Origin of the sequence: Leeuwenhoekiella blandensis MED217 (assembly GCF_000152985.1) — a bacterium.
In the GTDB taxonomy this organism is placed as follows: Bacteria; Bacteroidota; Bacteroidia; order Flavobacteriales; family Flavobacteriaceae; genus Leeuwenhoekiella; species Leeuwenhoekiella blandensis.
Map to the genome: position 1 here is coordinate 3,038,038 of NZ_CH672395.1, position 26,044 is coordinate 3,064,081.

Here is a 26,044-nt window from a genome sequence, read left to right on the forward strand (position 1 = left end):
ATTTTTTTAAGCGATAAAAACGAAACTTTGAGCGCATAACCGGAATAAAATGATCGAGATTAGTCACTCTGTGTGCATTTCGTCTAAAAAAAAGCAGAAATCTATTCGTATTCAATACTTTTATAAACTTGTTAATTCAAAGAAGATGCGTGCGCTGCTTTTCAAAAAAGGCGTTGTGCAACTTCTTGAAGAATAAGTAAACTTCCTCAGGACGAGCCTGTCTATCGACGATGGCAGACTTTGATGGAGTGGTTAGAAATAAATTTTCAATTTCGCAGCCATACATTGGGTAATTCCTTCTTTTGCGCTGCCAAAATAGTGAGTTGTGGTTGGTGGCTTTTCAATATTCAAGATGCCAACTGTTCACCTAGATTTACAACATAATGAAGCAAAAACGCCCATCTATAAAAGACATCGCAAAAGCGCTTAACGTATCGATCACCACCATTTCTTTTGTTTTAAATGGCAAAGGAGAAGAACGAAAGATCTCTAAAGAGGTTATCAAAAAGATCGAAGACTACGTTGAAGAAGTTAATTACCGTCCTAATCAAGTGGCACAAAGCTTACGTACCGGAAAAAGTAAAATTCTGGTATTTATGGTTGAAGACATCGGTAACCGCTTTTTTGCCAAGATCGCCCGTATTATTGAGGAGATCGCCTATCAAAAAGGCTACAAAGTATTGTTTTGTAGCAATGAGAATAATGATAAACGTTCGCGGGAACTCATTCGTGTTTTTCATGAACGTCAGGTAGATGGTTTTTTAATCATTCCATCTGCGGGTATTAAAAAGGATATTGAGAACCTTATTAAAAGTGATATTCCTGTCGTGCTTGCCGACCGTTATTTTGAAGACCTCGCTACGCACCAGGTGGTGATCAACAATTATGAAGCGGCCAATAAAGCCACCCAACATCTCATAGATAACGGTTTTAAACATCCTGCTTTTATTACCATAGATACGCAACAAATACAGATGCTTGATCGCGCCAGAGGTTATCGCGATGCCGTTGCTGCTGCGGGATTACAAAGCAATATTCTTGAACTTCCATTTGAGACAATACAATCTCCTGAGGGAAAACAGCGCATCACAGAACTACTCACCGGAAGTAACGAGATTGATTCGGTGTTCTTTTCAACCAATTACCTAACCCAAACCTCACTCGAGATCATCAAAGACATCGATCCTAAGCTTATTTATGATCTGGGTATTGTAACATTTGATGATAACGAATTCTTTAAAATCAATAATCCTTCTATAACCGCAGTGGCTCAACCGCTACAGGAAATGGGAGAAGAATTGATGCGTATCATGTTTAAATTGTTGAAGGCAAATGGCAAAGAAGAAGTGCCATTGATGCAATCGGTTTTGCATGCTGAACTGATCCCCAGAGACTCTTCTAAAAAGAAGTAGACCTAATAAGTCTCCCCCCACTCCAACATTATCATATATTAAATCCATTCAAAATCAGAGAGAACCTGCTGTTTTTTGAGTGGATTTTTTTGTTTTGATCTTAATTGTACTTCTAATAAGCTTCAGTTGAAGCGTAACGCATTACACAATTCGACATTTTATAGCCAATTTATGTTAATATGCCGTGGTTTATTTAAGTCTGAAACAAGAATGACACATTTCAAAATACAAATTAAAAACAATTAAATATTATTTATAATATTTAAAATGGATCAAAAAAGACGTAATGAGATAATTTGTGCCCTGATTGAGACATATTGTATCAAATAGACTTTTATTTCGATATCGGTTTACGATTTAAACTTAAATTAACTTTAAGATTACAAATACAAACATTCGCATCGATTAACGGCTTACATTCAGTAATTAAACTTCGCTTAAACTAGCCTCATCCAAATTCCGTTCTCATAAATGCTAAAACGTTTTACTAGTTTTAGCATTCTTTTAACGGAAACACGAACAATTTAAAAACTCAGATTATTGGATGAAACAATTACTTTCTCTATTTGACAAGTATTCCTTTTCTCCTAAAGTCGGTAAACGGCTCGGAGAATCCAGTAGTAAAATCTTTTTTATGGGATTGCTACTCACCGCCCTACTGTGTAAGACACAGTCAATTTATGCCCAACAAGACACTGCTATTACAGTTACTGGTACTGTAACAGATTCACAAGGTGTTCCTTTACCCGGTGTAAACATTAAAGAACAAAATACCACAAACGGTACCTTGACCGATTTTGATGGTAACTACAGCATTACGGTTAGCGATGCTGAAGCTATTCTGATCTATTCCTATGTAGGAATGAAAACCGCAGAAATCCCTGTGAAGGGGGAATCAAGTATTGACGTTCAAATGGCAGACGATGCACAATCTCTGGACGAAGTCGTACTCGTAGGTTATGGTAAACAGAAAAAAATCAGCGTAGTAGGTGCACAATCTACCATCAAAGCCGATGAACTTGAGTTGCCCGTAGCCAATTTGGGAACCATGCTTGCCGGAAGAATCGCAGGGATCACCGGGGTACAACGTTCTGGTCTACCCGGTTATGATGGTGCAGACCTTTGGATACGTGGTATTTCGAGTTTTGGTAATGCTTATCCACTTGTTTTAGTAGATGGAGTTGAGCGTTCTCTAGACAATATCAACCCAAGGGATATCGAATCATTCTCTATTCTTAAAGATGCCTCGGCCACTGCCGTTTATGGTATTCGTGGAGCCAATGGAGTTATTTTGATCGAAACCAAAAAAGGTAAAATAGGTAAACCTCAAGTTAGCTTAGACTATTTTGAAGGGGTCACTAACTTCACCAAAACACCAGAACTGGTAGATGGTGTAACCTATATGAATCTTGCTAATGAAGCCTTAACCACCCGAGGTGATATTCCTAAATATTCGCAAGAATACATAGATGCAACTGCCTCTGGAGAAAACCCGTTACTCTATCCTAATGTAAACTGGATGGAAGAAGTTTTTAAAAGCTATGGCCGTAACAGGCAAGCTTTGATCAACGTAAATGGAGGAGCAGAAAGCGCTCGTTATTATGTTTCGTTAGGATACTACAATGAAACCGGTTTGTTTCAGACAGATCCCAATGTATCTTATGATTCAGGTACCGGCTTTGAACGTTTTAATTTCACTTCAAACCTTACTATTGATCTTACCAAAACCACAGACATCAACGTAGGGATCCAAGGATATTTATCTGACGGAAATTATCCGGGAACACCTACTTCTCCAGGCATTACGCTTGAAGACCAAATATTTGGTACGGCTTTAGAAGCGCCACCAGTGGAATACCCTGTGCTTTATCCGGGAGGCTTTGTACCTGGAAAAAGTGCTAATGGTGGACTGCGTAATCCATATGCAGAAGTTGCGCTTCGCGGATACCGAACCATCACACGTACAAACTTAAACACCAACTTGAACCTGAATCAGGAATTAAGTTTCATTACTGAAGGACTTTCATTACACGGTTTATTTGCATTCGACTCTTTTAACGAGCAAAACGTTGCGCGTTCTAAACGAGAAAGCACCTACTTTGTTGATGCCAATTTCCCATACACTGAAGATGGTGGCTTGCTGTTGAATGAAACCTACACCGGCACCAATTTCCTAGGCTACAACCGAAACAATGGAGGAAACAGAAGATTTTACACGCAAGTATCGGTAAACTATGATCGTACTTTTGGGAAACACAGCGTAAGCGGATTATTGCTTGCTAACCGTACCGATTATTCTAATGCTTTTGCAGGTAATTTCACCGACGCGATTCCATTTAGAAATGAAGGTTTAGCGGGTAGAGCCACGTATTCTTATGATGATCGTTATTTCTTTGAAGTAAATGCAGGTTATAACGGATCTGAAAACTTTGCACCAAATAACCGCTACGGGTTTTTCCCGTCTTTTGCAGCCGGTTGGGTACTATCTAACGAAAAGTTCTTTGAACCTTTAAAAGACCATATAAATTATCTTAAACTTCGTTATTCTGACGGTTTAGTTGGTTCTGACTCTGGAGCGGGACGCTTTGCATATCTCAACCGTGTAGAGGGTCAAGATGGATATACCTTTGGAGAAAACAGACAATCCCTAGGCGGTATTGGTCAAACCTATTATGGCGTAGATGTTACCTGGGCTGAAGCACGAAAACAAGATTTAGGTATCGAGATCAATGCTTTTGACAGTAGATTAAGCTTGATTACAGATTTCTTTTACGAGCGTACCGAAGGGGCCTTCTTAAGACGTAGTGATATTCCTAATTATATAGGTTTAACCTCTGACCCTTTCGGAAATATTGGTGTTGTAGAAAATAAAGGTTTTGACGGTACTTTAAACTTCAGTCAGCAATTCAAAGAATTGAGACTTTCATTTAGAGGTACCTTCTCGTACAACAAAAATGAGATCATTGAGAATGGTGTTCCTGAGCAACCTCACCCGTGGTTAAATCGTCAAGGCACAGGTCTTATCGCCAATTTTGGTTATGTAGCTGAGCGCCTGTTTACTTTAGAAGATGATATAGATGGAGATGGCTTTATCACTACAGATGATGGTTTCCCTACGCAGTTTGGTCAAATTCAACCGGGAGATATTAAATATGCAGATCTTAACGGCGATGGACAAATTGATGCTTTTGACCGTAAGGTTATTGGTGACGGCGACGTGCCTGCTTTGACCTACGGTTTTGGAATCACTGCCATTTATAAAGGTTTTGATGCAAGCTTATTCTTTCAAGGACAAAACTTCTCAGATCGCTTCATAGGCGGGTTTGGTATTCGTCCATTTATTGGTGACGGAGGTGAAGGTAATATTTACACGACCTCACTAGACCGCTGGACTCCTGAGAATAATAATGCATACGCTACCTATCCACGTCTATCATTTAGCGCTTCAGGAATAGGTCAAACAAACAACAATCAGGCAAGTACCTGGTGGTTGAGAGACATTGACTTTTTACGTTTAAAAACAGCTGAAATAGGATACACCTTTGAAAAAGACTTCTCTCAGAAGTTTGGTGTTGATGATTTCAGAATCTATATGCGAGCAACCAATTTGTTTACTCTAAGCAAATTTGATCTTTGGGATCCTGAACTTAACACCAATAATGGTGGTAGATACCCTAACATTTCGGTGGTATCCTTAGGAGGAACCTTTCAATTCTAAAAATCAATTGAAACGATACAATTCGTATTACAGATTTAAAATATAATCATATGAAAAAATTACTATTAACATTTATTCTAAGCGGGTTTTTACTCTCCTGTGGTGATGATTACTTAGATCAGGTGCCGGATGATCGGTTAACCTTTGAAGAGACTTTTGCGCGTAGAGCAACCGTAGAGCAATACTTAGCAAACATTTATTCTCAAATTCCAAGTGAATTTGCACAGCGTTATACGACGACTGAAAACTCGGGACCTTGGACCGGTGCTTCTGATGAAGCTGAATATGTTTGGGGATTCCATATGGGGAATTTCCTGAATATTGGAGACTGGAATGCAACTACTCAAAATGTAAGTAATTTGTGGTCAAACTTCTACCGAGGTATTCGAGCTGCATCTACTTTTATTGAAGCTGTAGATTTATGTCAGGATTGTGATCCTGCGATCATTAGTCAGTACAAAGCAGAGGCACGTGTTCTAAGAGCATACTACTATTACAACCTCATGCGCAGTTTTGGACCGGTAATTTTATTGGGAGAAACTCCAATTCCTGCTGATGCAGACTTAGATGCCCTGGGACTCAAACGCAATTCGATTGATGAAGTTGCTGCGTATATCACTTCAGAATTAGATATCGCTGCTGCAGCCCTTGAAGGCGTAAGCTTTACAGGCAACAATGCCGGGAGAATGAGTACGCCTTTTGCGATGGCCATTAAAGAGCAAACACTGTTATTTGCTGCGAGCCCTTTATTTAACGGAAATACAGATTATGCTGATTTTATTGGTCAGGATGGCGAAAACCTAATTCCTCAGAATTATGATGTGAATAAATGGAAAACAGCGGCAGATGCTGCTAAAGCGTTTATTGATAAATATGTTCCCAACACCTATAGCCTTTACGAAGAATTTAATGAAGACGGCTCTTACAATCCGTATTTATCTACGCGTAATGTGATGCTCGAGGATTTTAACTCTGAAATTATTTATGCACGCCCTGCCGGTGTAAATTATTTCCATTATGATGTAACACCTTATCATCTGGGCTCAGCTACAGAAGTACGCGGCGCGGGTGGACTTAGTGTGACTCAAGAAATGGTTGACGCCTTTTTTACCTCAAACGGAAGATCTATCGATGATCCTCAGGCAAATTATGTTGCTGATGGTTTCTCTCAATTTCAAGCGCCATACGACTTCACTACAAGGACGACGTACAACCCTTGGACCAACAGAGAGCCTCGATTTTATGTAGGGATCACATACAATGGAAGCTTGTGGTTAAATCGTGATTTTGGAAATATCATCACAAAAACTTGGTTTGGAGGAAATTCAGGTCGTCAGGCAGGAACTAATGACTACCCTCCTACCGGATATATCGCCAGAAAAAAAGCGCCTTTGGGTGATAGAAGAAACAATAACAGATCACTACCTATGTTACGTTTGGCAGAGATCTATTTGGACTATGCTGAAGCGCTAAATGAGTACGACCCCGGGAATCCAGATATCTTAACCTATATCAATCTTATTCGTGAGCGTGCAGGAATTCCTGAGTATGGTTCTGTTGAGTTGGAAGCTCCTGCAAGTCAGGAAGCGATGCGTGAAGCAATACGAAAAGAACGTCGCGTAGAACTCTTCTTAGAGAATACCCGATACTTTGATGCGCGTCGTTGGAAAATTGCAGAAGATGTATTTGCCGGCGAAATGCACGGGATGGACATCAATGCGCGTTCAGAAGAAGATTTTTATAACGTAACCACTTTTGAAACGCGTGTGTTTAGACCACAGGATTACCTATGGCCTATTCCTCAAGACGAACTCAATGCAAACCCGACTCTGGTTCAAAATCCGGGTTGGTAAATTTAATTAGCCAAAAAGAACAGACGCTTTTTTCAATCAAGAGTCTGTTCTTCAAATTCGATCTAAAATGATTCAAATACTATCAAAATATGTGCTGCTTAGCTGTATTGCTTTCGCAATTACAGGAAGCATTCAAGCACAGAAATACACGCTTTCTTACGAGAGTCAGGATGAGACCTTAGATCCTTCGATTCAAAAAGGTATTGAGAAAATCTTTAAAAAGGTTTACCCAAAACTGGTGAAGGATTTCAACCCGCAATCTCAAAAGCATGTTACCATAAAAATAGATACAGCGTACGGCGGTGTTGCCTATGCGCATAGAGGTGCGATCACCATCAGTTCTGCCTGGTTACACAAGAAGCCAGAAGACCTTGATCTGGTTACGCACGAACTTATGCATCTCGTACAATCCTATCCGGGTGGTGCGGGTCCCGGTTGGTTGACCGAAGGGATCGCAGATTACGTTCGCTTTAAATATGCTTTAGATAATGAAAGAGCAGGCTGGTCTTTGACGCCATTTAGCCCTTCGCAAAGCTATGAAAACAGCTACCGCATTACAGCGCGTTTTCTATTATGGGTGAGCCAAAACTATGACAAGAATCTGGTTGAAAAGCTAGATGAGGATTTACGTACCAAAACATATACTGCTGAAACATGGGAGCAATATACCGGTAAAACGGTAGACCAGCTGTGGGAAGCATACACGGCTAACCCAGAGGTAAGCATTTAAAATTTAAGATTATGAAAAAAATTATATACACTGTTTTTTATACGCTTGGGGCACTTTTGCTGTTTCAAGCCTGTGCAGAAGATGACTCTGCCCTGGTAACCGGGGAGCCCGATTCTGTAGTCAACAATGACCCGGAAGGATCGCCGCTACGTGGACTTTCAGAAAGCTGGAATGGTCACGATGAGGATGTACTAAGACAATACTTTGACGTATCTGCTGCGGTTTATTACGATCCCGAAGTTGATCGATCGATTGAATGGCCCTTCAGCTTTTTTAGTGATTCCTGGGCATATGTTGTTGAAAATTATGGCACCTATGGTCAGAACAGCTTGTTGTATGTGGTAGGCCACGGAGAAGCTGATAAATCGTCTTTTTTCAAAACGCATTTTGAAGAGGATGCTGAGAATCGTAGCCTAATTGATCATCCAATAACTGCTTCAAGTCCTACAGGTGCAGCAATAGACGAGCCTGCTGCACTTATGGCTAAGGTCGTTGAACATTCTAGCAACGGGGTGCATAAATCACCCGCTGAAGCGATCTGGCAAGATAAATTCACGGAGATCTTTACTTATGACTTATACCTAAAATTAGGTTTAGAATCTGAGGCCGAACGTGTTAAAGCAGAGTTTTTAGAAACATCGGTAGACTTCCCAAAAGCAGACACTTATTGGTTTAGAGATTGGTTTTTACCTATTTATGAGAACTATAACGGTTCTGTTACTTTAAGCAACTTCTTTAAAGTTCTAAGTACTCATTATCCTATTAACGATACAGATTATGCAAAAGATATGACCTTAGGCGAACTGGTTCACTTCTTTAGCGGAGCGACTGGGGCAGATCTAGAGCCTCTAGCACTAGAAGCTTTTGGTTTTGATGATCAGAATCAACAGGAGTTATTAATTGCAAGAGGAAGATTTCCTAACCTCAATTATCCATTCGTACCAGCTTCAGAATTAATCGATGTAACCAGTGAAGGTTTGGCAACAATAGAAGTTTCTAAAGATAATAATGGTGGCCCAACCGCTGCTGAAGGTTCTTTAAAACTCATCGATAATATTACCGAAGGGAATAATAAGTTTCTTACCGGTGGGTTTCCACAGGAATTTTATATGCAGCAAAACTTTGAGTTTCCTGTAGTGGTTAATAGATATAGTTTGACTTCTGGTAATGATGTTCCCGGGAGAGATTTAAAAGACTGGAAATTGCTAGGTTCAAAAGATGGTGTTGAATTTGAAGAATTGCACAGTGTAAGTGATGAAACATTTGCTTCTAGAAATTTGACTAAAAATTATGAATTTGAAAATAGTACAGCCTATAGACATTACCGTATAGTTGTTGAAGCTAATAATGGTGATGGAAACTTACAGCTAAGTGAGTGGAGATTGTTAAATCTGAAATTAATCACTTTTGGTCCTCAGGATATTACTGATTTTGCTAACACTTCCGTAAGTAGAGAAAACAGAAATGGTGCTACCTCAAACGAAGCTTCATTTAGAGTTACCGATGGAGATACGTCAACTAAGTTTTTGCTGTTCAATTTCAATAATCCGGAATGGATTCAGCAGGAATTTCAAAATCCTCAACGTGTGACTCAATATAGCCTTACATCTGCCAATGATGCACCGGGAAGAGACCCTGTAGAATGGACGCTTTCTGGATCAAATGATGGCACCACATTTACTGAGATTGATTCGAGATCAGGACAATCTTGGAGTTCTCGAGGACAAACACGTACTTTTTTATTTACTAATGAAACCAGCTATAAATATTACCGATTAGAAATACTTGCCAATGGTGGCGACGGCTTATTTCAATTAGCTGAATGGCGCTTGTTTGCTGAATAATTTAGATTTTAATCAGCAATTTATTTAAATATCCTGAGCACGATTTTGTGCTCGGGATATTTTTCTAATGAGCTACAAGCAGTTGCTCGTGCAAGAGGGCTACAACGGTACATTTTCTAAACAAGTAGATTAAAAACCAGAAATACCTAAAATTAACTTTATGAACAGAAACAATCTATTGATGTTGGGGCTTCTATGCTTCTTTGTCTTTTCTTGCAAAGAACAAGAAACCGCGACACAGAACGAAAACGTTGTAAGTGAGGCAAGTGCTTCTTTCAGAGCTCCGGCCTACCCGTTGATCACACACGATCCTTATTTAAGCATTTGGTCTATGGGAGACGAACTCAACAGCAGCCCCACCAAACATTGGACAGAACGGGATCACGCGCTTCTTGGAGTGCTTCAGCTAGATGACCAATTCTATCAGTTTCTAGGAAGCGAAAGCAAAACCTATGACGCGATCCTTCCTGCTTCTGACGAAGAAACCTATTCCGTTTCTTATTCCGAAAGTGAACCCGATGAAGCTTGGATCAATCCTGATTACGATGCTTCTGCCTGGAAAACAGGCGAAGCGCCTTTCAGTGAAAATGAAAGTATGGCAAAAACCATTTGGAATACGGCCGATCTTTACTATCGCAGAACCTTTGATCTGGAAACCACAGACCTTGAATCTTTATTTTTAAAACTCAATCACGATGATAATGTAAAGGTTTGGCTCAACGGAATTCAAATCGCAGATATCAACGGCTGGCAAAACAGCTATAAATACCTTCCGGTTTCACAAGAAGCAATGCAAGCACTGAAAACCGAAGGTAATGTTCTGGCCATTCACATTCGCAATACCGCAGGCGGACAATTTTTAGATGCGGGATTGGTTACCGAAGCAAAATCTAAATCTAATGAGGTCATCAAAAAAGCTAAACAACTTGACGTTGCTTTTAGAGCGAATCAAACGGAGTATACCTTTGATGCAGACGGAACTCAGGTAAACGTGGCCTTCACCTCTCCGTTATTGATCGAAGATCTCGAGATCTACAGCAGACCTATTTCGTACATCAGTGTAAAAGTTGCCGGGCAAGAAGCGCGTAAAGCCAAAGTATATCTAGGTACGTCCTCGGCGATTGCGATCAACCAACCTGTGCAGGAAGTTGAAGTTTCAGAATATAAAAACGGAGCGCTTTCAATACTGAAAGCCGGCTCAGTTGCACAACCTGTTCTTGAGAAAAAAGGAGACGACCTACGCATAGATTGGGGGTATTTATATGTAGGAGCGCCTGCAACAAATCTGACACAATTTGTTACTCCTGCTGCTCAAGGGCTTGACGCTTTTGTTTCAGGAGCTATAAACGACACCGATGAAAAAGCCACAGGTAAGAATCTTATGTTGAATACTGTTGCAGATCTTGGTGAGATCGACGAAGAAGGCACAGAACAAGTATTTATGATCGGTTATGATCAACTTGAAGCTGTGAATTATTTTGGAACCGCTCTTAAACCTTGGTGGTCCAAAGACGGTGCGACAATGAATGAAGAACTTACCGAAGCCTATACCAGTTATGCAGATGTTATTGAAAAAGTAAAAACTTTTGATCAAAAATTATATGAAGATGCTCTAGCTTCAGGCGGAGAAAAATATGCAGATCTTTGTGTTGCAGCCTACCGCCAAGCGATTGCAGCCCATATTCTTGTAGAAGCACCTAATGGCGATATTCTGTTTTTATCAAAAGAGAATAACAGTAATGGTTCGATCAACACAGTTGATGTCACCTACCCTTCGGCACCTTTGTTTTTGGTATACAATCCTGATTTGCTAAAAGGGATGCTCAACGGAATTTTCTATTACAGCGAGAGCGGAAAATGGCAAAAACCCTTTCCGGCTCACGATATTGGTACGTATCCAATTGCATTGGGACAAACCTATGGTGAAGATATGCCTGTTGAAGAAGCAGGGAATATGCTAATTCTCACTGCGGCGATCGCTCAGGTTGAAGGAAGTGCAGCTTATGCCAAAGCACATTGGGAAACCTTAACCACCTGGGCAGACTACTTGATGCAAAGTGGTTTTGATCCGGCAAATCAACTTTCAACAGATGATTTTGCAGGGCACTTGGCGCGTAATGCAAACCTTTCGGTAAAAGCGATTATGGCAATTGCCTCTTATGGTAAACTTGCGGCGATGCTAGGAGATAGCGCAACCGCTGAAAAATATACCAAAGCCGCCAAAGAGATGGCCGGTAAATGGCAAACTATTGCTGGGGACGGGGATCACTATACCTTAGCTTTTGAAAGTGAAGGCACCTGGAGCCAGAAGTATAATTTGGTTTGGGACGACATTTTAGGATTGAATGTATTTGCTGAAGACGTGCATAAAACCGAAATCGCCTACTATTTGACCAAACAAGAAGCTTACGGTTTGCCATTAGACAGTCGTAAAACCTACACCAAATCTGATTGGATTTTGTGGACGGCAACTTTAGCAGATGATGAAGCCGATTTTAAAGCACTTATTGACCCGGTGTGGGATTTTGCAAATACAACTCCAGACCGCGTACCACTTTCTGACTGGCACGAGACCACCGATGCGCATAAAGTTGGTTTTAAAGCACGTTCTGTAGTTGGTGGTTATTTTATTAAAATGCTGAAGGACGAAGAAGTAACTAAATAGTATATTTAAAAATAATCCTGAAGCAATTATGCGTTGCGGTATCAAAACCGGAACATCACCCATTTGGGTAAAGCGGAGTCTCACCAACTCCGCTTTTTTTATGCAGCTTTTATCGAGAAAAGGTTTTCAACACATATGATAATCCCTGTGTTGCACCTAACTTCTACACACCTTCAGAAGGTTAAATCAACCCATTTGAAAGTACTCGTATTGCAGCTAAAACCTATTCAAAATTCAGAGTTTCAAAAGATAACCTTATGAACTAAAAAACACCGTGTTGCTGTACAAAGCGCTTAAAGCAGATTGAAAGATTCACTTTGTGTGATATTTCAATAATAAAGGTAAAACGCTACTTTCTGTTAAAAATATTAACAATTCAACCTCGATCTCAGACAATTTATCGGCTCCTGAAACAAATTAGAGGGTCTTTGAAATAGATTAACTACATCCTCATTACATCAAACGTTATAGTTTCAAAATGAAACACTATAAATATATTTAGTTAACATTTGTAACTACAAATTGTCTTAAATCTTACCATTTGCGTCAATATTACTTATTAAGCGTAAAATATACTTTTATTTTTCAGTCGCGATAAAACGTTTTATTACATTCGTCCTCTCTTTACGATATCGATATCGTAACACACCAGAATCTTAATTTTTTAACAACCGAAACAATTCAAACTAATTCTCACAAAAATGAAACTCAATGAAAAAACTTCTACTGAACCCAATTAAATGGCATCCATTGTTGATGTTGGTTCTTGGTATTATGTGCTTGCAAAACATATATGCGCAGGAGAACATCACTATTGAAGGAAATGTAAGCTCGGCCGGAGAAACCTCGGGGCCACTACCCTATATTACCATTTTAGTAAAAGGTACCACACGAGGCACCACCACAGATTTTGACGGAAACTACAGTATAAGCGCTGCACCAGACGCTACACTTGTTTTTAGTTATGTTGGTTTTAAAACCAAAGAAATCCCGGTAGACGGGCAAACGCAAATCGATGTACAACTCGAAGAAGACGTTGCCGGCCTTGATGCGGTTGTGGTAACAGGGTATTCTACACAAGATAAAAAGTCGATCACCGGTTCTATCGCTACCATCACGAGCGAAGATCTGGAGAAAGTACACGGTGGAGCAACCGTAAGTGCAGGTCTCGCAGGTAAAATTCCGGGAGTAAGTTTCCGTATGAATGACGGGCGTCCCGGAGCAAGCGCATCTATCCAGATACGTAATATGGGAACACCTCTTTATGTAATTGACGGAATTCAACAGGATGAAGGACAGTTCAACAACATCTAACCCAACGACATTGAGAGTATCACCGTGCTCAAAGATGCTTCTGCTGCGGTTTATGGGGTGCGTGCGGCAAATGGTGTCGTTGTGGTAACGACCAAACGCGGTAAAAAAGGAAGCCGAAATACCATAAACATCAATGCGTATACAGGATGGCAAAATTGGTCTCGCTTCCCGGAAACGGTAAACGATTCGTATGAGTGGATGCTGGGGAAAGCTGAAGCTGAAGTAAATCAGTTTGGTTCTACAGGAATCACACCTGAAGAATTAGAGAAATACCGCATCGGTGAAGAGCGCGGCTATCAATCCTTTAATTGGAAAGACTTTATCGTAAAAGGAAATGCACCACTCACCAGCATCAACCTCAGCGCTACAGGTGGTTCTGAAAACATCAACTATTATGTATCAGGAACACACCTCAATCAGCAAGCGGTTTTTGGTGATGAATTTACATTTAAGCGTACCAACATTCAAAGTAATATTGACGCCAACATCACAGACCGACTCAAAATTGGTGTACAAATAAACGGTCGTGTAGAGACGCGCAGAAACCCGGGGATTCCTGGTTATGACGATTACTGGTTACCTCGCTTTGCTATTTTGCGTAACCGTCCATTTGAGCGTCCCTACGCAAATGACAACCCGGAGTATCTTAATGATATTGGGCATAATGAAACCAACTGGGCATTACACAACTTTGAAACCGGTGGGTATTATGAGGAAAACTGGAGACAGTTGCAAGCCAATTTTACTGCAGAATATCAAATCCCGGGAGTTAAAGGTTTAACCGCAAAAGGAACCTACTCATACTACATCGCAGACCGTTTGCAAGATGGTCACGAGTATACGTATGAAGCGTTCACTTACAATCCCGATACCGATGAGTATAACGTAACCGGTGGTAGTACTAACCCCTTTAGAGAACGTGCAACCCGTAAAGTATTTAGAAACACCTATCAAGGTCAACTACAATGGAAACGCGATTTTGGCGATCACTCTTTTGGAGCGTTGTTTATCGCAGAACGTCAGGAATTCAGATATCTGGGACAATATGTCCACGCAGTACCCAGTACCAATACACTTCCGCTGATCTATTTTTCTGATATGGATCAATACGATGACAGCGATTCTGAAGAAGCACGTATTGGCTATATTGGACAATTCAATTATAACTTCCGCGATAAATATTACCTCGAACTTTCTGCAAGACGGGATGCTTCCTGGAAGTTTGCTCCAGACAAGCGCGTTGGGTATTTCCCCTCGGCTTCTGTAGGTTGGAGAATCACCGAAGAGCAATTCTTTAAAGATCTTATCGGTGAAGAAAGCATTCTGGACAACTTCAAATTCCGTGGTTCTTATGGGGTACTGGGAGATGATAACGTAGGAATTGGTGCTTTTGATTATTTACCCGGTTACAACTACAACGTAAACAATGGAACGCCGGTGATTCTTGATGGGCAAGCGGTGATTCCTGCGCGAGACAAAGGACAACCTATTTCTAACATCTCTTGGTTTAAAAGTAAAATTCTTGACATAGGTGCCGACTTCTATATGTTTGGAAGTAAACTCTCTGGTACCGTTGATTATTTCTACAGAAAACGCACCGGCTTGAGAGGTCGTAAATACGATATTCTGATTCCTAATGAATTGGGCTACGGACTTCCGGATGAAAACGTAAACTCTGATGCACGCTATGGTGTTGATGGTTCGTTATCCTATTCAGATGAAGTTGGCGAGGTTTCTTTTAGTGTTACCACGAGTGGTTCGATCTCCAGAAGTAAATTCTTATCGTCTTATAAGCCTCGTTTTGACAACTCGTATCAACGTTACCGTGCCTCTTCTGAAGACCGTTACAATACGATCTTTTGGGGATACACTACCGTTGGACAATTTCAGTCTCAGGAAGAAATTGACAATTATCCGGTTGATATTGACGGTCGCGGAAACAGCACCCTATTACCGGGTGATTTGATTTACGAGGATGTAAATGGTGACGGTCGTATAGATGGGTATGATGAGACTCCTATTGGGTATAACAACTACAACCCGTTGATCAATTTCGGTTTAAACATTTATGTAGCCTATAAAGGATTTGACTTTACAGCAGACTTCTCAGGAGCTTCAGGATTCTCGTGGAACCAGAGCTGGGAGCAGCGATGGGCGTATCAAAATAACGGTGCTTTAAATAAAATTTTCTTAGACCGTTGGAGACGCGCAGATCCTTTTGATCCTAACAGCGAGTGGATTCCGGGTAAATATCCTGCATTGCGCTTTAACGATGGCGGACACAGTAACTACAACAAGAATTCTACATTCTGGTTACACAACGTGACCTACTTGAGAGCTCGTACGATTGAGTTAGGATATTCATTACCCAAAACCTTCCTAGACAAGATCAACGTACAAAAAGCGCGATTCTACGTAAACGGATACAACCTCTTCTCTATTGATAATGTAGCAGAATACGGCATTGATCCTGAAATCTCAGACGATAACGGGTTGCAGTATCCTCAGAACAAATTCGTCAATGTTGGGGTCAATGTTTCACTATAAAAAAATGCACGCAATGAAAAAATACATATACTTTTTAATGATACCCTTTCTGTTGGGCAGTTGCTCTTCAGACAGCGAATTCTTAGACCGTGAGCCTACCAATGTTCTCAGTCAGGAACAGGCTTTTGGAAGTCCCGATCTTGTAATATCGGTACTGGCTGACCTCTACAACCGCTATTATGATTTTGGTACAGTAGAAGATTGGTCATCCTTAGCGCAATTTAATGTCGCATTCTGGTCTGAAGCCGGAAGGTACTGGTACTTTCAGAACGGCGGATACGGCTACGGCGATTGGGGCACTTGGGACTATGGCTACATCAGAGAGATGAACCTGTTCTTAGAACGTCTTGAGCTTTCTGAAGAATTAGACCCGGAAGAAAAAGCCCGTTTTGCAGCTGAAGGTCGCTTCTTGCGCGCCTCATATTATTTTACGATGGTAAAACGTATGGGAGGAGTTCCGCTAATTTTAGAATCTCAGACTTATGATTTTAGCGGTGACGCTACCTATTTGCAGTTCCCTAGGGAAACCGAAGCTGCACTTTATGACTTTGTAATTAGTGAGGCAGATGCTATTGTTGCAGATCTTCCCGGAGATTCAGGCATAAAAGCACGCGCTACTAAAGCGGCTGCCATGGCGATGAAAGCAAGAGCGGCATTATACGCCGGCTCTATCGCAAAATATGGTGCGAGCACGCCACAAGTTTCACTTCCCGGTGGAGAGGTTGGCATTCCCGCTTCTCGCGCAGATGAATATTATGCAACAGCTTTAGATGCAGCCCAAGCTATCATCAATGGCGAAGTAGGAAGCTATGCCCTTTATGAGAAAAAGCCAGATTTGTCTGAAAACTTTGCAAGCTTATTCTATGATAAGTCTAATAATTCTGAAGCGATCTTTGTAGAAGATTTTATGCTTCAAACGCAGAAAACCCACGGCTTTACGATTGCCAATCAACCGCGATATGGTGCCGAAGAAGAAGAAGGTGGCCGTATCAATCCGGCACTGAGTTTGGTGCAGTCTTTTGAAACTTTAGATGGAACCTATGCGCCTTTACCCATAGAAGATGCTTCTGGAGATCCCATACATTACGATACACCAGAAGCTTTATTTGCCAATAGAGATGCGCGACTTATGGGTACTGTGATCGTACCTGGAGCTTCTTTTAAAGGTCGTGAGGTAGATATTTTTGCAGGTGTTCAACTTTCTGACGGAACGGTCATAAGCGGAGATTCTCGTGGTCAACAAAAAGAAGTATTAGGCAATGACATTCAGGTTGTAGGTTTTGACGGTCCCATTGACGGATTAGAATTTACCGCACAAACCGGTTTTTATATTCGTAAATACCAAGACCCTAAAGCAGGCTCCGGACAGCGTGGGACGCGTAGTGACGTGTGGTTCATTCGCTATCGCTATGCAGAAGTTTTATTGAATGCTGCAGAAGCGGCTTTTGAACTCAATCAAAATGAAGTTGCTGCAGGCTATCTCAATCAGGTACGTCGCCGTGCAGGAATCACTACAGATCTGGCTGCCGCAGAGGTAACCTTTGATCGTATCGCTCACGAGCGTTTTGTAGAATTTGCTTTTGAAGGACTACACTTCTTCGATTTAAAACGCTGGAGAATTGCACACGAAGTCCTTGATGGCACTCCAATGGATGCTACATCTATTACTGAAAACATTGGAGATGCAACTAAGAGGTTAACGCAACCCTTTGGTCTTTGGCCCTACAAATATTACAATCCGGGTGGACCCAACGACGGTACCTATATCTACAAAATTGTGAAGCCAAACCGAGTAACCGGGGCAGATCGCTTTCAGTTTGGAAATTACTACTCAGAGATTGGAGCAGGTATTTTAAACAATAACCCATTGATCGTTAGAAACCCTAACCAATAATTTTAAAAGCCTAAGATTATGAAAATCACAAATTATATATACCTAGCAGCGATAGCATTGCTTTTTGCATCCTGCGAAATTGACAATTATGAGGAGCCAGAATCCTTCTTTACCGGAAACATCGTATACAATGGTGAACCTATTGAAGTGGGTGCACGCGAAGTGCGTTTTCAACTTTTTCAGCCGGGTTTTGGAGCTTTAGCCCCCTTAGATGTTCACCTAGATCTGGATGGTTCGTTTAGTGGCCGCTTTTTTGACGGAGACTACAAATTGAAATTCATCAATGGTCAGGGACCGTTTAAAGCCTATGAAGTAAACGAGCAACAGGGCGATACGATCTTTATTTCGCTACGCGGAAATACCAATTTAGATATTGAAGTACTTCCCTATTATATGTTGCGCAATGAAGCTTTTAATGCGGGTACTGCTGCGGTCGACGCTTCAGCAAGTTACGAGCAGATCATCACGGGTGCCGATGCGCGTAATATCGAGTTCGCCAGATTATACCTCAACGATACCGAACAAGTCTCTAACAATGGAGATTATCACATGGTATGGAGCGATATGACCGTAGGTGACGGGACCCTTAACGGAAGCACAGCTTTACCTGATGGGTATTCCAAACCATACGTTTTTGCCCGAATTGCCTTAAAAATAGCAGGCGTTGAAGATATGCTCTTCAGTCCGGTTCAAAAATTAGATTTATAAAGAGCGTTTTAGTTGAATTTGTAGTAAAAGTCCGGTGATTGTAGTTGCCGGGCTTTTCTTTTGAAGAAAAAAAATTCAGTAAAATCTAAGCTAAGTAAAACGTTTTATCTATATTGAACCTAAATTTTACTTCAAACGTTATAGTTTCTCTTTTAAAAGTTTATAAATTTCCATAGTGAGAACCTTTAACGCACTTAACACCATCAGAAACATGAAAGAAAAACAGAATTCCCATTCTTCTAAACGAAGAGATTTTCTCAAAAAAACATCTATTGCTTCTTTAGGTATTTCTATAGTACCCAGACACGTATTAGGCGGTGTAGGCTTTACTGCACCTAGTGACAAACTTGTTGTTGCCGGTATAGGTGTAGGCGGAAAAGGAGAAAGTGATATTAAAAGTTTTGCCGATTCTGGCCTGGCTGAAATTGCATTTTTATGTGATGTTGATGACCGCAGAGCAGCCAATTCAAGAGCACGGTTTCCTAAGGCGAAGTACTACAAAGATTATCGCGAAATGCTAGAGAAAGAAGGCGATAAAATAGATGCGGTTTCTGTTTCTACACCAGACCATAATCACGCAGTACAAGCTATGGCCGCTATGGAAATGGGCAAGCACGTTTATGTACAAAAACCCTTAACTCACGATATTTATGAAGCACGCCAGCTTACCGAAGCAGCAGACAAATACAAAGTGGTGACGCAGATGGGAAACCAAGGCGCTTCTAATAACGGAACACGTTTAATGAGTGAGTGGTTTGATGCCGGTTTGATCGGTGAGATCGAAGAAGTGTATTGCTGGACAGACAGACCCGTATGGCCACAAGGAATTCCTTGGCCACAAACTTCTGAAGCTGTACCTAGCGAATTAGACTGGGATCTTTGGTTGGGTACCGCTCCTTATAAAGAGTATGTAGGTGGCTTAGTACCATTCAACTGGCGTGGCTGGTGGGATTACGGTACCGGCGCACTAGGTGATATGGGGTGTCATCTGGTTGAAGTTCCTGTGCGTGTGCTTAATTTAAAATATCCTAAAGACGTACAATGTAGTGTAGGAAGTGTGTATGTAGACGAATTCAAGCGCGGCTATTTCCCGGAGAGCTGCCCACCTTCAAGTCACGTAACGATGACCTTCCCAAAAACTGATAAAACCAAAGGCGATATTAAATTACATTGGATGGACGGTGGTATTCAACCTACCCGTCCAGAAGAATTGGGTCCTAACGAAGTATTTGGGGATGGAGGCAACGGTGTGCTGTTTGTAGGAACTAAAGGAAAAATGATGTGTGGTACCTATTCTGAAAATCCACAGTTATTGCCTACTTCTAAAACAGAACGCACTAAAGTTGCAGAAAAATATGAGCGTGTACCCGGCGGTGCAGGCGGTCACTATAAGCAATGGGTAGAAGCTGCTCTTGCCGGTTATGGTAAGAAAGAAGTGAGTTCGCCCTTTAGCGTTGCAGGCCCACTTACAGAAACTTTATTGATCGCAAATCTTGCTATCAGAGGTTTTGACATTCGCAAAGAACTTGAGAATGGTAATGTGGAATATCCAGGTCGCTATATCGAAATGCTTTGGGACGCAAAGAATATGCGGGTGACTAATTTTGAAGAAGCAAATCAGTTTGTAAAGCGTAACTACCGAGAAGGTTGGACGCTATAAATGAAGCTAAATTTACAAGCTGATTTTTAAAAACAGAATCTACTTTCTCGATTCCATAATGCAATTAATGGGTCTAGAAAGTAGATTTTTTTTGTTTTCAAGTAGAAACTTAAAAAAATATTAAAATTCTTTAGTTAACTAAAACGTTTTACTGAAAGATATACTTATATTTAAAACCTCAATTTGCAATTATGAAAAAACTCTTTACACTTTTGCTTCTTCCAGCACTTTTCACCAGCTGTGCTCAAAAAAAGGAAGTGGCTAACAACAACCCTGTTTTTCCAGGCTGGTATGCAGATCCTGAAGGGATCATTTTTGACGACACCTACTACATCTACCCTACTTACTCGGCTCCTTATGACAAACAAGTTTTTCTTGATGTGTTCTCTTCTCCCAATCTAACCGATTGGACAAAGCATGAACGCATATTAGATACTTCAGCGATCAAATGGGCCAAACGTGCGATGTGGGCTCCTTCCATCATCAAAAAAGACGATAAATATTATTTGTTCTTTGGTGCAAACGATATTCAAAGTGATGAGGAATTAGGCGGAATTGGCGTTGCTGTAAGTGACTCTCCAGAAGGTCCGTTCAAAGATCATTTGGGTAAACCCTTAATCGATAAATTTCATAATGGCGCGCAGCCTATTGACCAATTCGTGTTTAAAGATAAAGATGGCTCTTATTACCTGTATTATGGAGGTTGGAGACATTGCAACGTCGCCAAATTAAATGATGATTTTACCGGCTTCATTCCTTTTGAAGATGGCACAACCTTTAAAGAGATCACGCCAGAAAGCTATGTAGAAGGTCCGTTCATGTTTATCAAAGACGGTAAATATTATTTCATGTGGTCTGAAGGTGGCTGGACCGGTCCTGATTATAGCGTGGCCTATGCCATTTCAGATTCTCCTTTTGGGCCCTTTAAAAGAGAAGATAAAATCCTTCAACAAGATCCTGAGATCGCTACAGGTGCCGGGCATCACAGTGTGATTCACCCTAAAGATTCTGACGATTACTATATGGTCTATCACCGCAGACCTTTAGACGAGACCGATCAGAACTCACGAGAAACCTGCATTGATAAAATGTACTTTGATGAAGACGGTCGCATTAAAACCGTCAAGATCACCAATGAAGGCGTTGAGGCTCACCCGCTCAACTAACCGGATACCACCAGAAACAGTTAATAATGAAAAAGTGCAATGTATTTGGCATTGTCGCAAGTTGTTTGTTGATTCTTTCCTGCGATGATGCTTCAAAACAAGAAATGACTCTTACTACCGTAGCTAAACCTTCGGTAGCACAGACCAATACCAATTATGTGAGCAACCGCGCACCGCTTGCTCCAAGTGCTTTGATTAAACTTCCGCTAGGTGCCATTAAACCGGGAAGCTGGCTCAAAGAAAGCCTGCAGCGTCAGGCAGAAGGTCTTATGGGTAATTTGGGCGAAATAAGCGCTTGGTTACAAAAAGACGATAATGCCTGGTTGTCTGACGATGGCACCGGTGCCTGGGGCTGGGAAGAAGTCCCTTATTGGTTAAAAGGTTATGCCAATACCGGCTATATTTTGCAAGATTCTTCTATGATCAAAGAATCACAGATCTGGTTTGAAGCTGCGCTTAAAAGTCAGCGGGAAGACGGGAATTTTGGTCCAAAAATGTTTTCTGATCGCGACGGTTCTCAAGACTTCTGGTCTAATATGATTATGCTGTATTGCCTGCAATCCTATTACGAAGCTACAAAGGATGAGCGTGTAATCGACTTGATGACCAAATACTTCAAGTATCAAAACAGTGTACCTGATGATAAAATGCTGTCTGGCGTTCACTACTGGCAAACCTTGCGCGGTGGTGACAACCTCTATAGCGTGATCTGGTTGTACAACCGTACCGGAGATAAATTCCTTTTAGATTTAGTCGAAAAACTACACCGTACCAATGCAGATTGGTCGAAGCGCGACAATACGTTAGACGAAATTCACAACCATAAAGAAACCCGTGAAGGGATGGAATTCCCGGACTGGTTTAGCAAATTGGTAGACTGGCATAATGTAAATATTGCTCAAGGATTTAGAGAACCGGCTCAATATTATCAGCTAAGCAGAAATGAAGCAGATTTGCAGGCTACCTATGACAACTTTAAGATCATAAGAGATTATTTTGGTCAGGTTCCGGGCGGAATGTTTGGTGCTGATGAAAATGCACGTCCCGGTTATAGCGATCCGCGTCAAGGTGTTGAAACCTGCGGAATGGTAGAACAAATGAATAGCGATGAGCATTTACTGCGTATTACCGGTGATATTTTCTGGGCAGACCACGCTGAAGAAGTAGCTTTTAACACCTACCCTGCTGCGTTAATGCCTGATTTTAGATCGCTGCGCTACATCACCAGCCCCAATATGGTATTAAACGATGATGCCAATCACAGTCCGGGGATTGCGAATGCTGGTCCGTTTTTAATGATGAACCCGTTTAGCTCCAGATGCTGTCAACATAATCACGGGCAAGGCTGGGCCTATTTTACCGAAAATCTGTTTATGGCAACTCCAGATAACGGTCTTGCGGCTGTTCTTTATGCAGCAGGTTCGGTTACTGCAAAGGTGAGCGATGGTAAAGAAGTGACGGTAACTAACAACTCAAACTACCCGTTTACTGAACGTTTAGACTTTACCGTAAACACTTCAGAGGCTGTGGAGTTTCCATTATACTTTAGAATTCCGGCGTGGGCTAAGCAAGCTTCGGTAGCTTTAAATGGCGAAGCTCTTGATGCTAACCCTTCAGCAAATACTTATATACGTATTGAGCGTGAATGGAAAGATGGTGACCAAGTTACGTTGACCCTTCCGAAGGAATTAGGTTTAAGAACCTGGGAAGCCAATAACAACAGTGTAAGTCTTGATTATGGCCCGCTTACCTTTTCGCTTAAAATAGAAGAGGAATACCCCACAAAAAACAGTTCGCAAACTGCAGTTTGGGATTCAAAATGGCAAAAAGATGCCGATGTAGAAAAATGGCCTTCTTTTGAGATTCATCCGGCTTCGCCGTGGAATTATGGCTTAATTTTAGACAAAGAGCATCTTGAAGATTCGTTCACCATTGAAACCAAATCGTGGCCTGAAGATAATTATCCATTTACGGTTGATGCAGCACCTATTGTGATCAAAGCAAAAGGAAAGCGCATCCCGCAATGGACGATTGACCAATATGGTCTTGCAGGGGAATTGCAGCCAAGTCCTGTAAAATCTGATGAACCGGCTGAAACTATTGAATTAATTCCTATGGGTGCCGCGCGTTTACGCATCAGTGCCTTTCCGGTGATCGGAGAAGGCGACGCTGCAACCACCTGGAAACCTACTAAATAAACCTTTAAACTTGTTAATCGCAAATTCACACTTATGAGAAAATTACTTTTGGGATTATGTACCGGATTGCTATTTACTGCCACGCAAGCACAAGAAACGCTGGTAGAAACGGTGCACAACCCTGTTGATTATGTAAACCCGTTAATGGGTACCGACTCAAGCCCTGGATTATCTAACGGAAATACCTATCCTGCAGTAGCAGTGCCTTGGGGAATGAACCTCTGGACACCGCAAACCGGACCTATGGGACACGGTTGGGCGTATACGTACAACGCCAATAAAATTCGTGGCTTCAAGCAGACGCATCAGCCTTCTCCTTGGATGAACGATTATGGTCAATTTTCATTAATGCCCGTTACCGGTGGTATGAAATTTAATCAGGATGATCGCGCAAGCTGGTTTTCGCATAAGGCGGAAGAATCTACGCCATACTACTATAAAGTGTACTTAGCAGATCACGATGTAACGGTTGAGCTTACGCCGACTGAGCGCGCTGCACAATTTAAAATGACATTTCCAAAGGCCGACAGTTCGTATGTAGTGATCGACCCTTTTGATAAAGGATCGTATGTAAAAGTGATCCCTGAAGAAAATAAGATCATTGGATATACGACCAAATATGCACGTGGTAGACTTACGAATTTCAAGAATTATTTTGTCATCAAATTTGATACACCTTTTAGCGATGTAAATACTTGGCAAAGCGATACCCTAGCAAAAGGTCAAGCTGAAATGACAGCTGATCACGCCGGAGCGATCGTAGGATTTGACACTAAAAATGGTGCTGTCGTTAATGCTAAAGTCGCTTCTTCTTTCATCAGTTTTGAACAAGCCGAATTGAATTTGGAGCGCGAAATTGGCGATAACGATTTTGAAACTACCAAACAAAATGCACGAGCGCTTTGGAATGAAAAACTAGGCCGCATCGATGTAGGTGGCGGGACTATTGATCAGGTAAGAACGTTTTACTCGTGTTTGTACAGAACCTTATTCTTCCCCAATAAACTTTACGAGATCAATGCTAAAGATGAGATCGTACACTGGAGCCCATATACTGGCGAAATCTTACCCGGATATATGTTTGCCGGTACCGGTTTCTGGGACACGTTTAGAGCGCTTTACCCATTCTTAAACCTGGCTTACCCATCGATCAATAAAGAAATGCAAGCGGGTCTTGCCAATGATTTTAAAGAAGGCGGCTGGTTACCAGAATGGTCAAGCCCGGGATATGCCAATATCATGGTAGGTAATAACTCGGCTTCTGTAGTTGCAGATGCATACATTAAAGGCTTGAGAGGTTATGATACTGAAACGCTTTGGGAAGCATTAGTTAATGGTGCGAATAACGAAGGACCTATGACTGCTGTAGGTCGTGCCGGTGCGCCATACTACAACAAATTGGGCTACGTACCGTACGATGTTGGCGTCAATGAAAGCGCCGCAAGAACGCTAGAATATGCCTATGATGATTTTGCTATTTATCAATTCGGAAAAGCTATCGGAAAACCTAAAAAAGAGATCGAGATCTATAAAGAGCGTAGTATGAACTACAAGAACCTTTTTGATCCTAGCTATGGCTTGATGCGTGGTAAGAATGAAGACGGAAGCTGGCAAGAAGACTTTAACCCGTTCAAATGGGGTAACCCATTCACTGAAGGAAACAGCTGGCATTACAGTTGGTCTGTATTTCACGATGTACAGGGACTTATCGACTTGATTGGCGGCGAAGAAAAGTTTGTTAAGAAATTGGATTCGGTTTTCTCTATGCCTCCTATTTTTGACGAGAGCGTTTATGGGGGTGTGATTCACGAGATCCGTGAAATGCAAATCGCAGATATGGGACAGTATGCACACGGTAATCAGCCTATTCAGCATATGATCTATTTATACAACTATGCCGGTGCTCCGTGGAAAACACAATACTGGGCGCGTGAAACGATGGACAGAATGTATATGGCAACTCCAGATGGTTATTGCGGTGACGAAGACAACGGGCAAACTTCGGCTTGGTATGTATTCTCTGCAATGGGCTTCTACCCTGTTGCCCCTGCTACAGATCAATATGTTCTGGGTGCTCCTTTATTTAAAAAGCTTACGCTGAAGCTCGAAAACGGAAAAGAGCTGGTGATCAATGCACCTAAAAATAGCGATGAAAACCGCTATATTGAATCGATGAAAGTCGATGGTAAAACCTATAATAAAAACTGGTTAAGCCACAAGGCGATAATGGATGGAATGACCATTGATTATGATATGAGTGAAACTCCAAACAAATCACGCGGAACCAAAAAATCGGCGTACCCGTATTCACTTTCTAATGAATAAATACAGAGAC

14 protein-coding genes are annotated in these 26,044 nt (G+C 41.4%); all 14 read left to right on the forward strand.

The features are described 5' to 3' along the window. Positions 1-383: 383 nt before the first annotated feature. On the forward strand, positions 384-1,412 hold the full coding sequence (locus MED217_RS13005) for a LacI family DNA-binding transcriptional regulator (RefSeq protein WP_009780996.1): 1,029 nt from the start codon (positions 384-386) through the stop codon (positions 1,410-1,412). A 544-nt stretch (positions 1,413-1,956) separates the two neighbouring features. Next, positions 1,957-5,130 carry a SusC/RagA family TonB-linked outer membrane protein gene (locus tag MED217_RS13010; protein ID WP_009780997.1) on the forward strand — a complete coding sequence of 1,058 codons (3,174 nt, stop codon included), beginning with the start codon at positions 1,957-1,959 and terminating at the stop codon, positions 5,128-5,130. Positions 5,131-5,180: 50 nt separating this feature from the next. Then, positions 5,181-6,983, forward strand: a complete 1,803-nt coding sequence (locus MED217_RS13015; RefSeq protein ID WP_009780998.1) for a RagB/SusD family nutrient uptake outer membrane protein — start codon at positions 5,181-5,183, stop codon at positions 6,981-6,983. Between the two features lie 67 nt (positions 6,984-7,050). Then, the gene (locus MED217_RS13020) at positions 7,051-7,713 is read left to right on the forward strand and encodes a basic secretory protein-like protein (protein WP_009780999.1); all 663 of its coding nucleotides are present in this window, start codon (positions 7,051-7,053) and stop codon (positions 7,711-7,713) included. 11 nt (positions 7,714-7,724) lie between these two features. Next, positions 7,725-9,557 (forward strand): discoidin domain-containing protein, encoded by a 1,833-nt coding sequence (locus MED217_RS18585; RefSeq protein ID WP_009781000.1) that lies wholly within the window; start codon positions 7,725-7,727, stop codon positions 9,555-9,557. A 160-nt stretch (positions 9,558-9,717) separates the two neighbouring features. Continuing rightward, complete coding sequence (locus tag MED217_RS13030; RefSeq protein ID WP_154648944.1) at positions 9,718-12,222, forward strand: glutaminase domain-containing protein; 2,505 nt, start codon at positions 9,718-9,720, stop codon at positions 12,220-12,222. 711 nt (positions 12,223-12,933) lie between these two features. Further along, positions 12,934-13,536, forward strand: coding sequence for a carboxypeptidase-like regulatory domain-containing protein (locus MED217_RS19250; protein ID WP_230199272.1), 603 nt, complete (start codon positions 12,934-12,936; stop codon positions 13,534-13,536). Positions 13,537-13,554: 18 nt separating this feature from the next. After that, positions 13,555-16,083: a SusC/RagA family TonB-linked outer membrane protein gene (locus tag MED217_RS13035; RefSeq protein ID WP_262494763.1), complete on the forward strand. Its 2,529-nt coding sequence runs from the start codon at positions 13,555-13,557 to the stop codon at positions 16,081-16,083. Positions 16,084-16,096: 13 nt separating this feature from the next. Continuing rightward, positions 16,097-17,977: a RagB/SusD family nutrient uptake outer membrane protein gene (locus MED217_RS13040; protein ID WP_040533594.1), complete on the forward strand. Its 1,881-nt coding sequence runs from the start codon at positions 16,097-16,099 to the stop codon at positions 17,975-17,977. Between the two features lie 18 nt (positions 17,978-17,995). After that, entirely contained in the window at positions 17,996-18,685 is a 690-nt protein-coding gene (locus MED217_RS13045; protein WP_009781005.1) for a DUF3823 domain-containing protein, read from the forward strand. A 211-nt stretch (positions 18,686-18,896) separates the two neighbouring features. Then, positions 18,897-20,345: a Gfo/Idh/MocA family protein gene (locus MED217_RS13050; RefSeq protein WP_009781006.1), complete on the forward strand. Its 1,449-nt coding sequence runs from the start codon at positions 18,897-18,899 to the stop codon at positions 20,343-20,345. Between the two features lie 191 nt (positions 20,346-20,536). After that, positions 20,537-21,511 carry a glycoside hydrolase family 43 protein gene (locus MED217_RS13055; RefSeq protein WP_009781007.1) on the forward strand — a complete coding sequence of 325 codons (975 nt, stop codon included), beginning with the start codon at positions 20,537-20,539 and terminating at the stop codon, positions 21,509-21,511. Between the two features lie 26 nt (positions 21,512-21,537). After that, complete coding sequence (locus MED217_RS13060; RefSeq protein ID WP_009781008.1) at positions 21,538-23,709, forward strand: beta-L-arabinofuranosidase domain-containing protein; 2,172 nt, start codon at positions 21,538-21,540, stop codon at positions 23,707-23,709. A 33-nt stretch (positions 23,710-23,742) separates the two neighbouring features. Beyond that, on the forward strand, positions 23,743-26,034 hold the full coding sequence (locus MED217_RS13065) for a GH92 family glycosyl hydrolase (RefSeq protein WP_009781009.1): 2,292 nt from the start codon (positions 23,743-23,745) through the stop codon (positions 26,032-26,034). Positions 26,035-26,044 lie beyond the last annotated feature (10 nt).

Bases quoted from the DNA above. Each gene is read 5' to 3' on its own strand.
- MED217_RS13005 (WP_009780996.1), top strand. From the start codon at position 384: ATGAAGCAAAAACGCCCATCTATAAAAGACATCGCAAAAGCGCTTAAC.
- MED217_RS13010 (WP_009780997.1), top strand. From the start codon at position 1,957: ATGAAACAATTACTTTCTCTATTTGACAAGTATTCCTTTTCTCCTAAA.
- MED217_RS13015 (WP_009780998.1), top strand. From the start codon at position 5,181: ATGAAAAAATTACTATTAACATTTATTCTAAGCGGGTTTTTACTCTCC.
- MED217_RS13020 (WP_009780999.1), top strand. From the start codon at position 7,051: ATGATTCAAATACTATCAAAATATGTGCTGCTTAGCTGTATTGCTTTC.
- MED217_RS18585 (WP_009781000.1), top strand. From the start codon at position 7,725: ATGAAAAAAATTATATACACTGTTTTTTATACGCTTGGGGCACTTTTG.
- MED217_RS13030 (WP_154648944.1), top strand. From the start codon at position 9,718: ATGAACAGAAACAATCTATTGATGTTGGGGCTTCTATGCTTCTTTGTC.
- MED217_RS19250 (WP_230199272.1), top strand. From the start codon at position 12,934: ATGAAAAAACTTCTACTGAACCCAATTAAATGGCATCCATTGTTGATG.
- MED217_RS13040 (WP_040533594.1), top strand. From the start codon at position 16,097: ATGAAAAAATACATATACTTTTTAATGATACCCTTTCTGTTGGGCAGT.
- MED217_RS13045 (WP_009781005.1), top strand. From the start codon at position 17,996: ATGAAAATCACAAATTATATATACCTAGCAGCGATAGCATTGCTTTTT.
- MED217_RS13050 (WP_009781006.1), top strand. From the start codon at position 18,897: ATGAAAGAAAAACAGAATTCCCATTCTTCTAAACGAAGAGATTTTCTC.
- MED217_RS13055 (WP_009781007.1), top strand. From the start codon at position 20,537: ATGAAAAAACTCTTTACACTTTTGCTTCTTCCAGCACTTTTCACCAGC.
- MED217_RS13060 (WP_009781008.1), top strand. From the start codon at position 21,538: ATGAAAAAGTGCAATGTATTTGGCATTGTCGCAAGTTGTTTGTTGATT.
- MED217_RS13065 (WP_009781009.1), top strand. From the start codon at position 23,743: ATGAGAAAATTACTTTTGGGATTATGTACCGGATTGCTATTTACTGCC.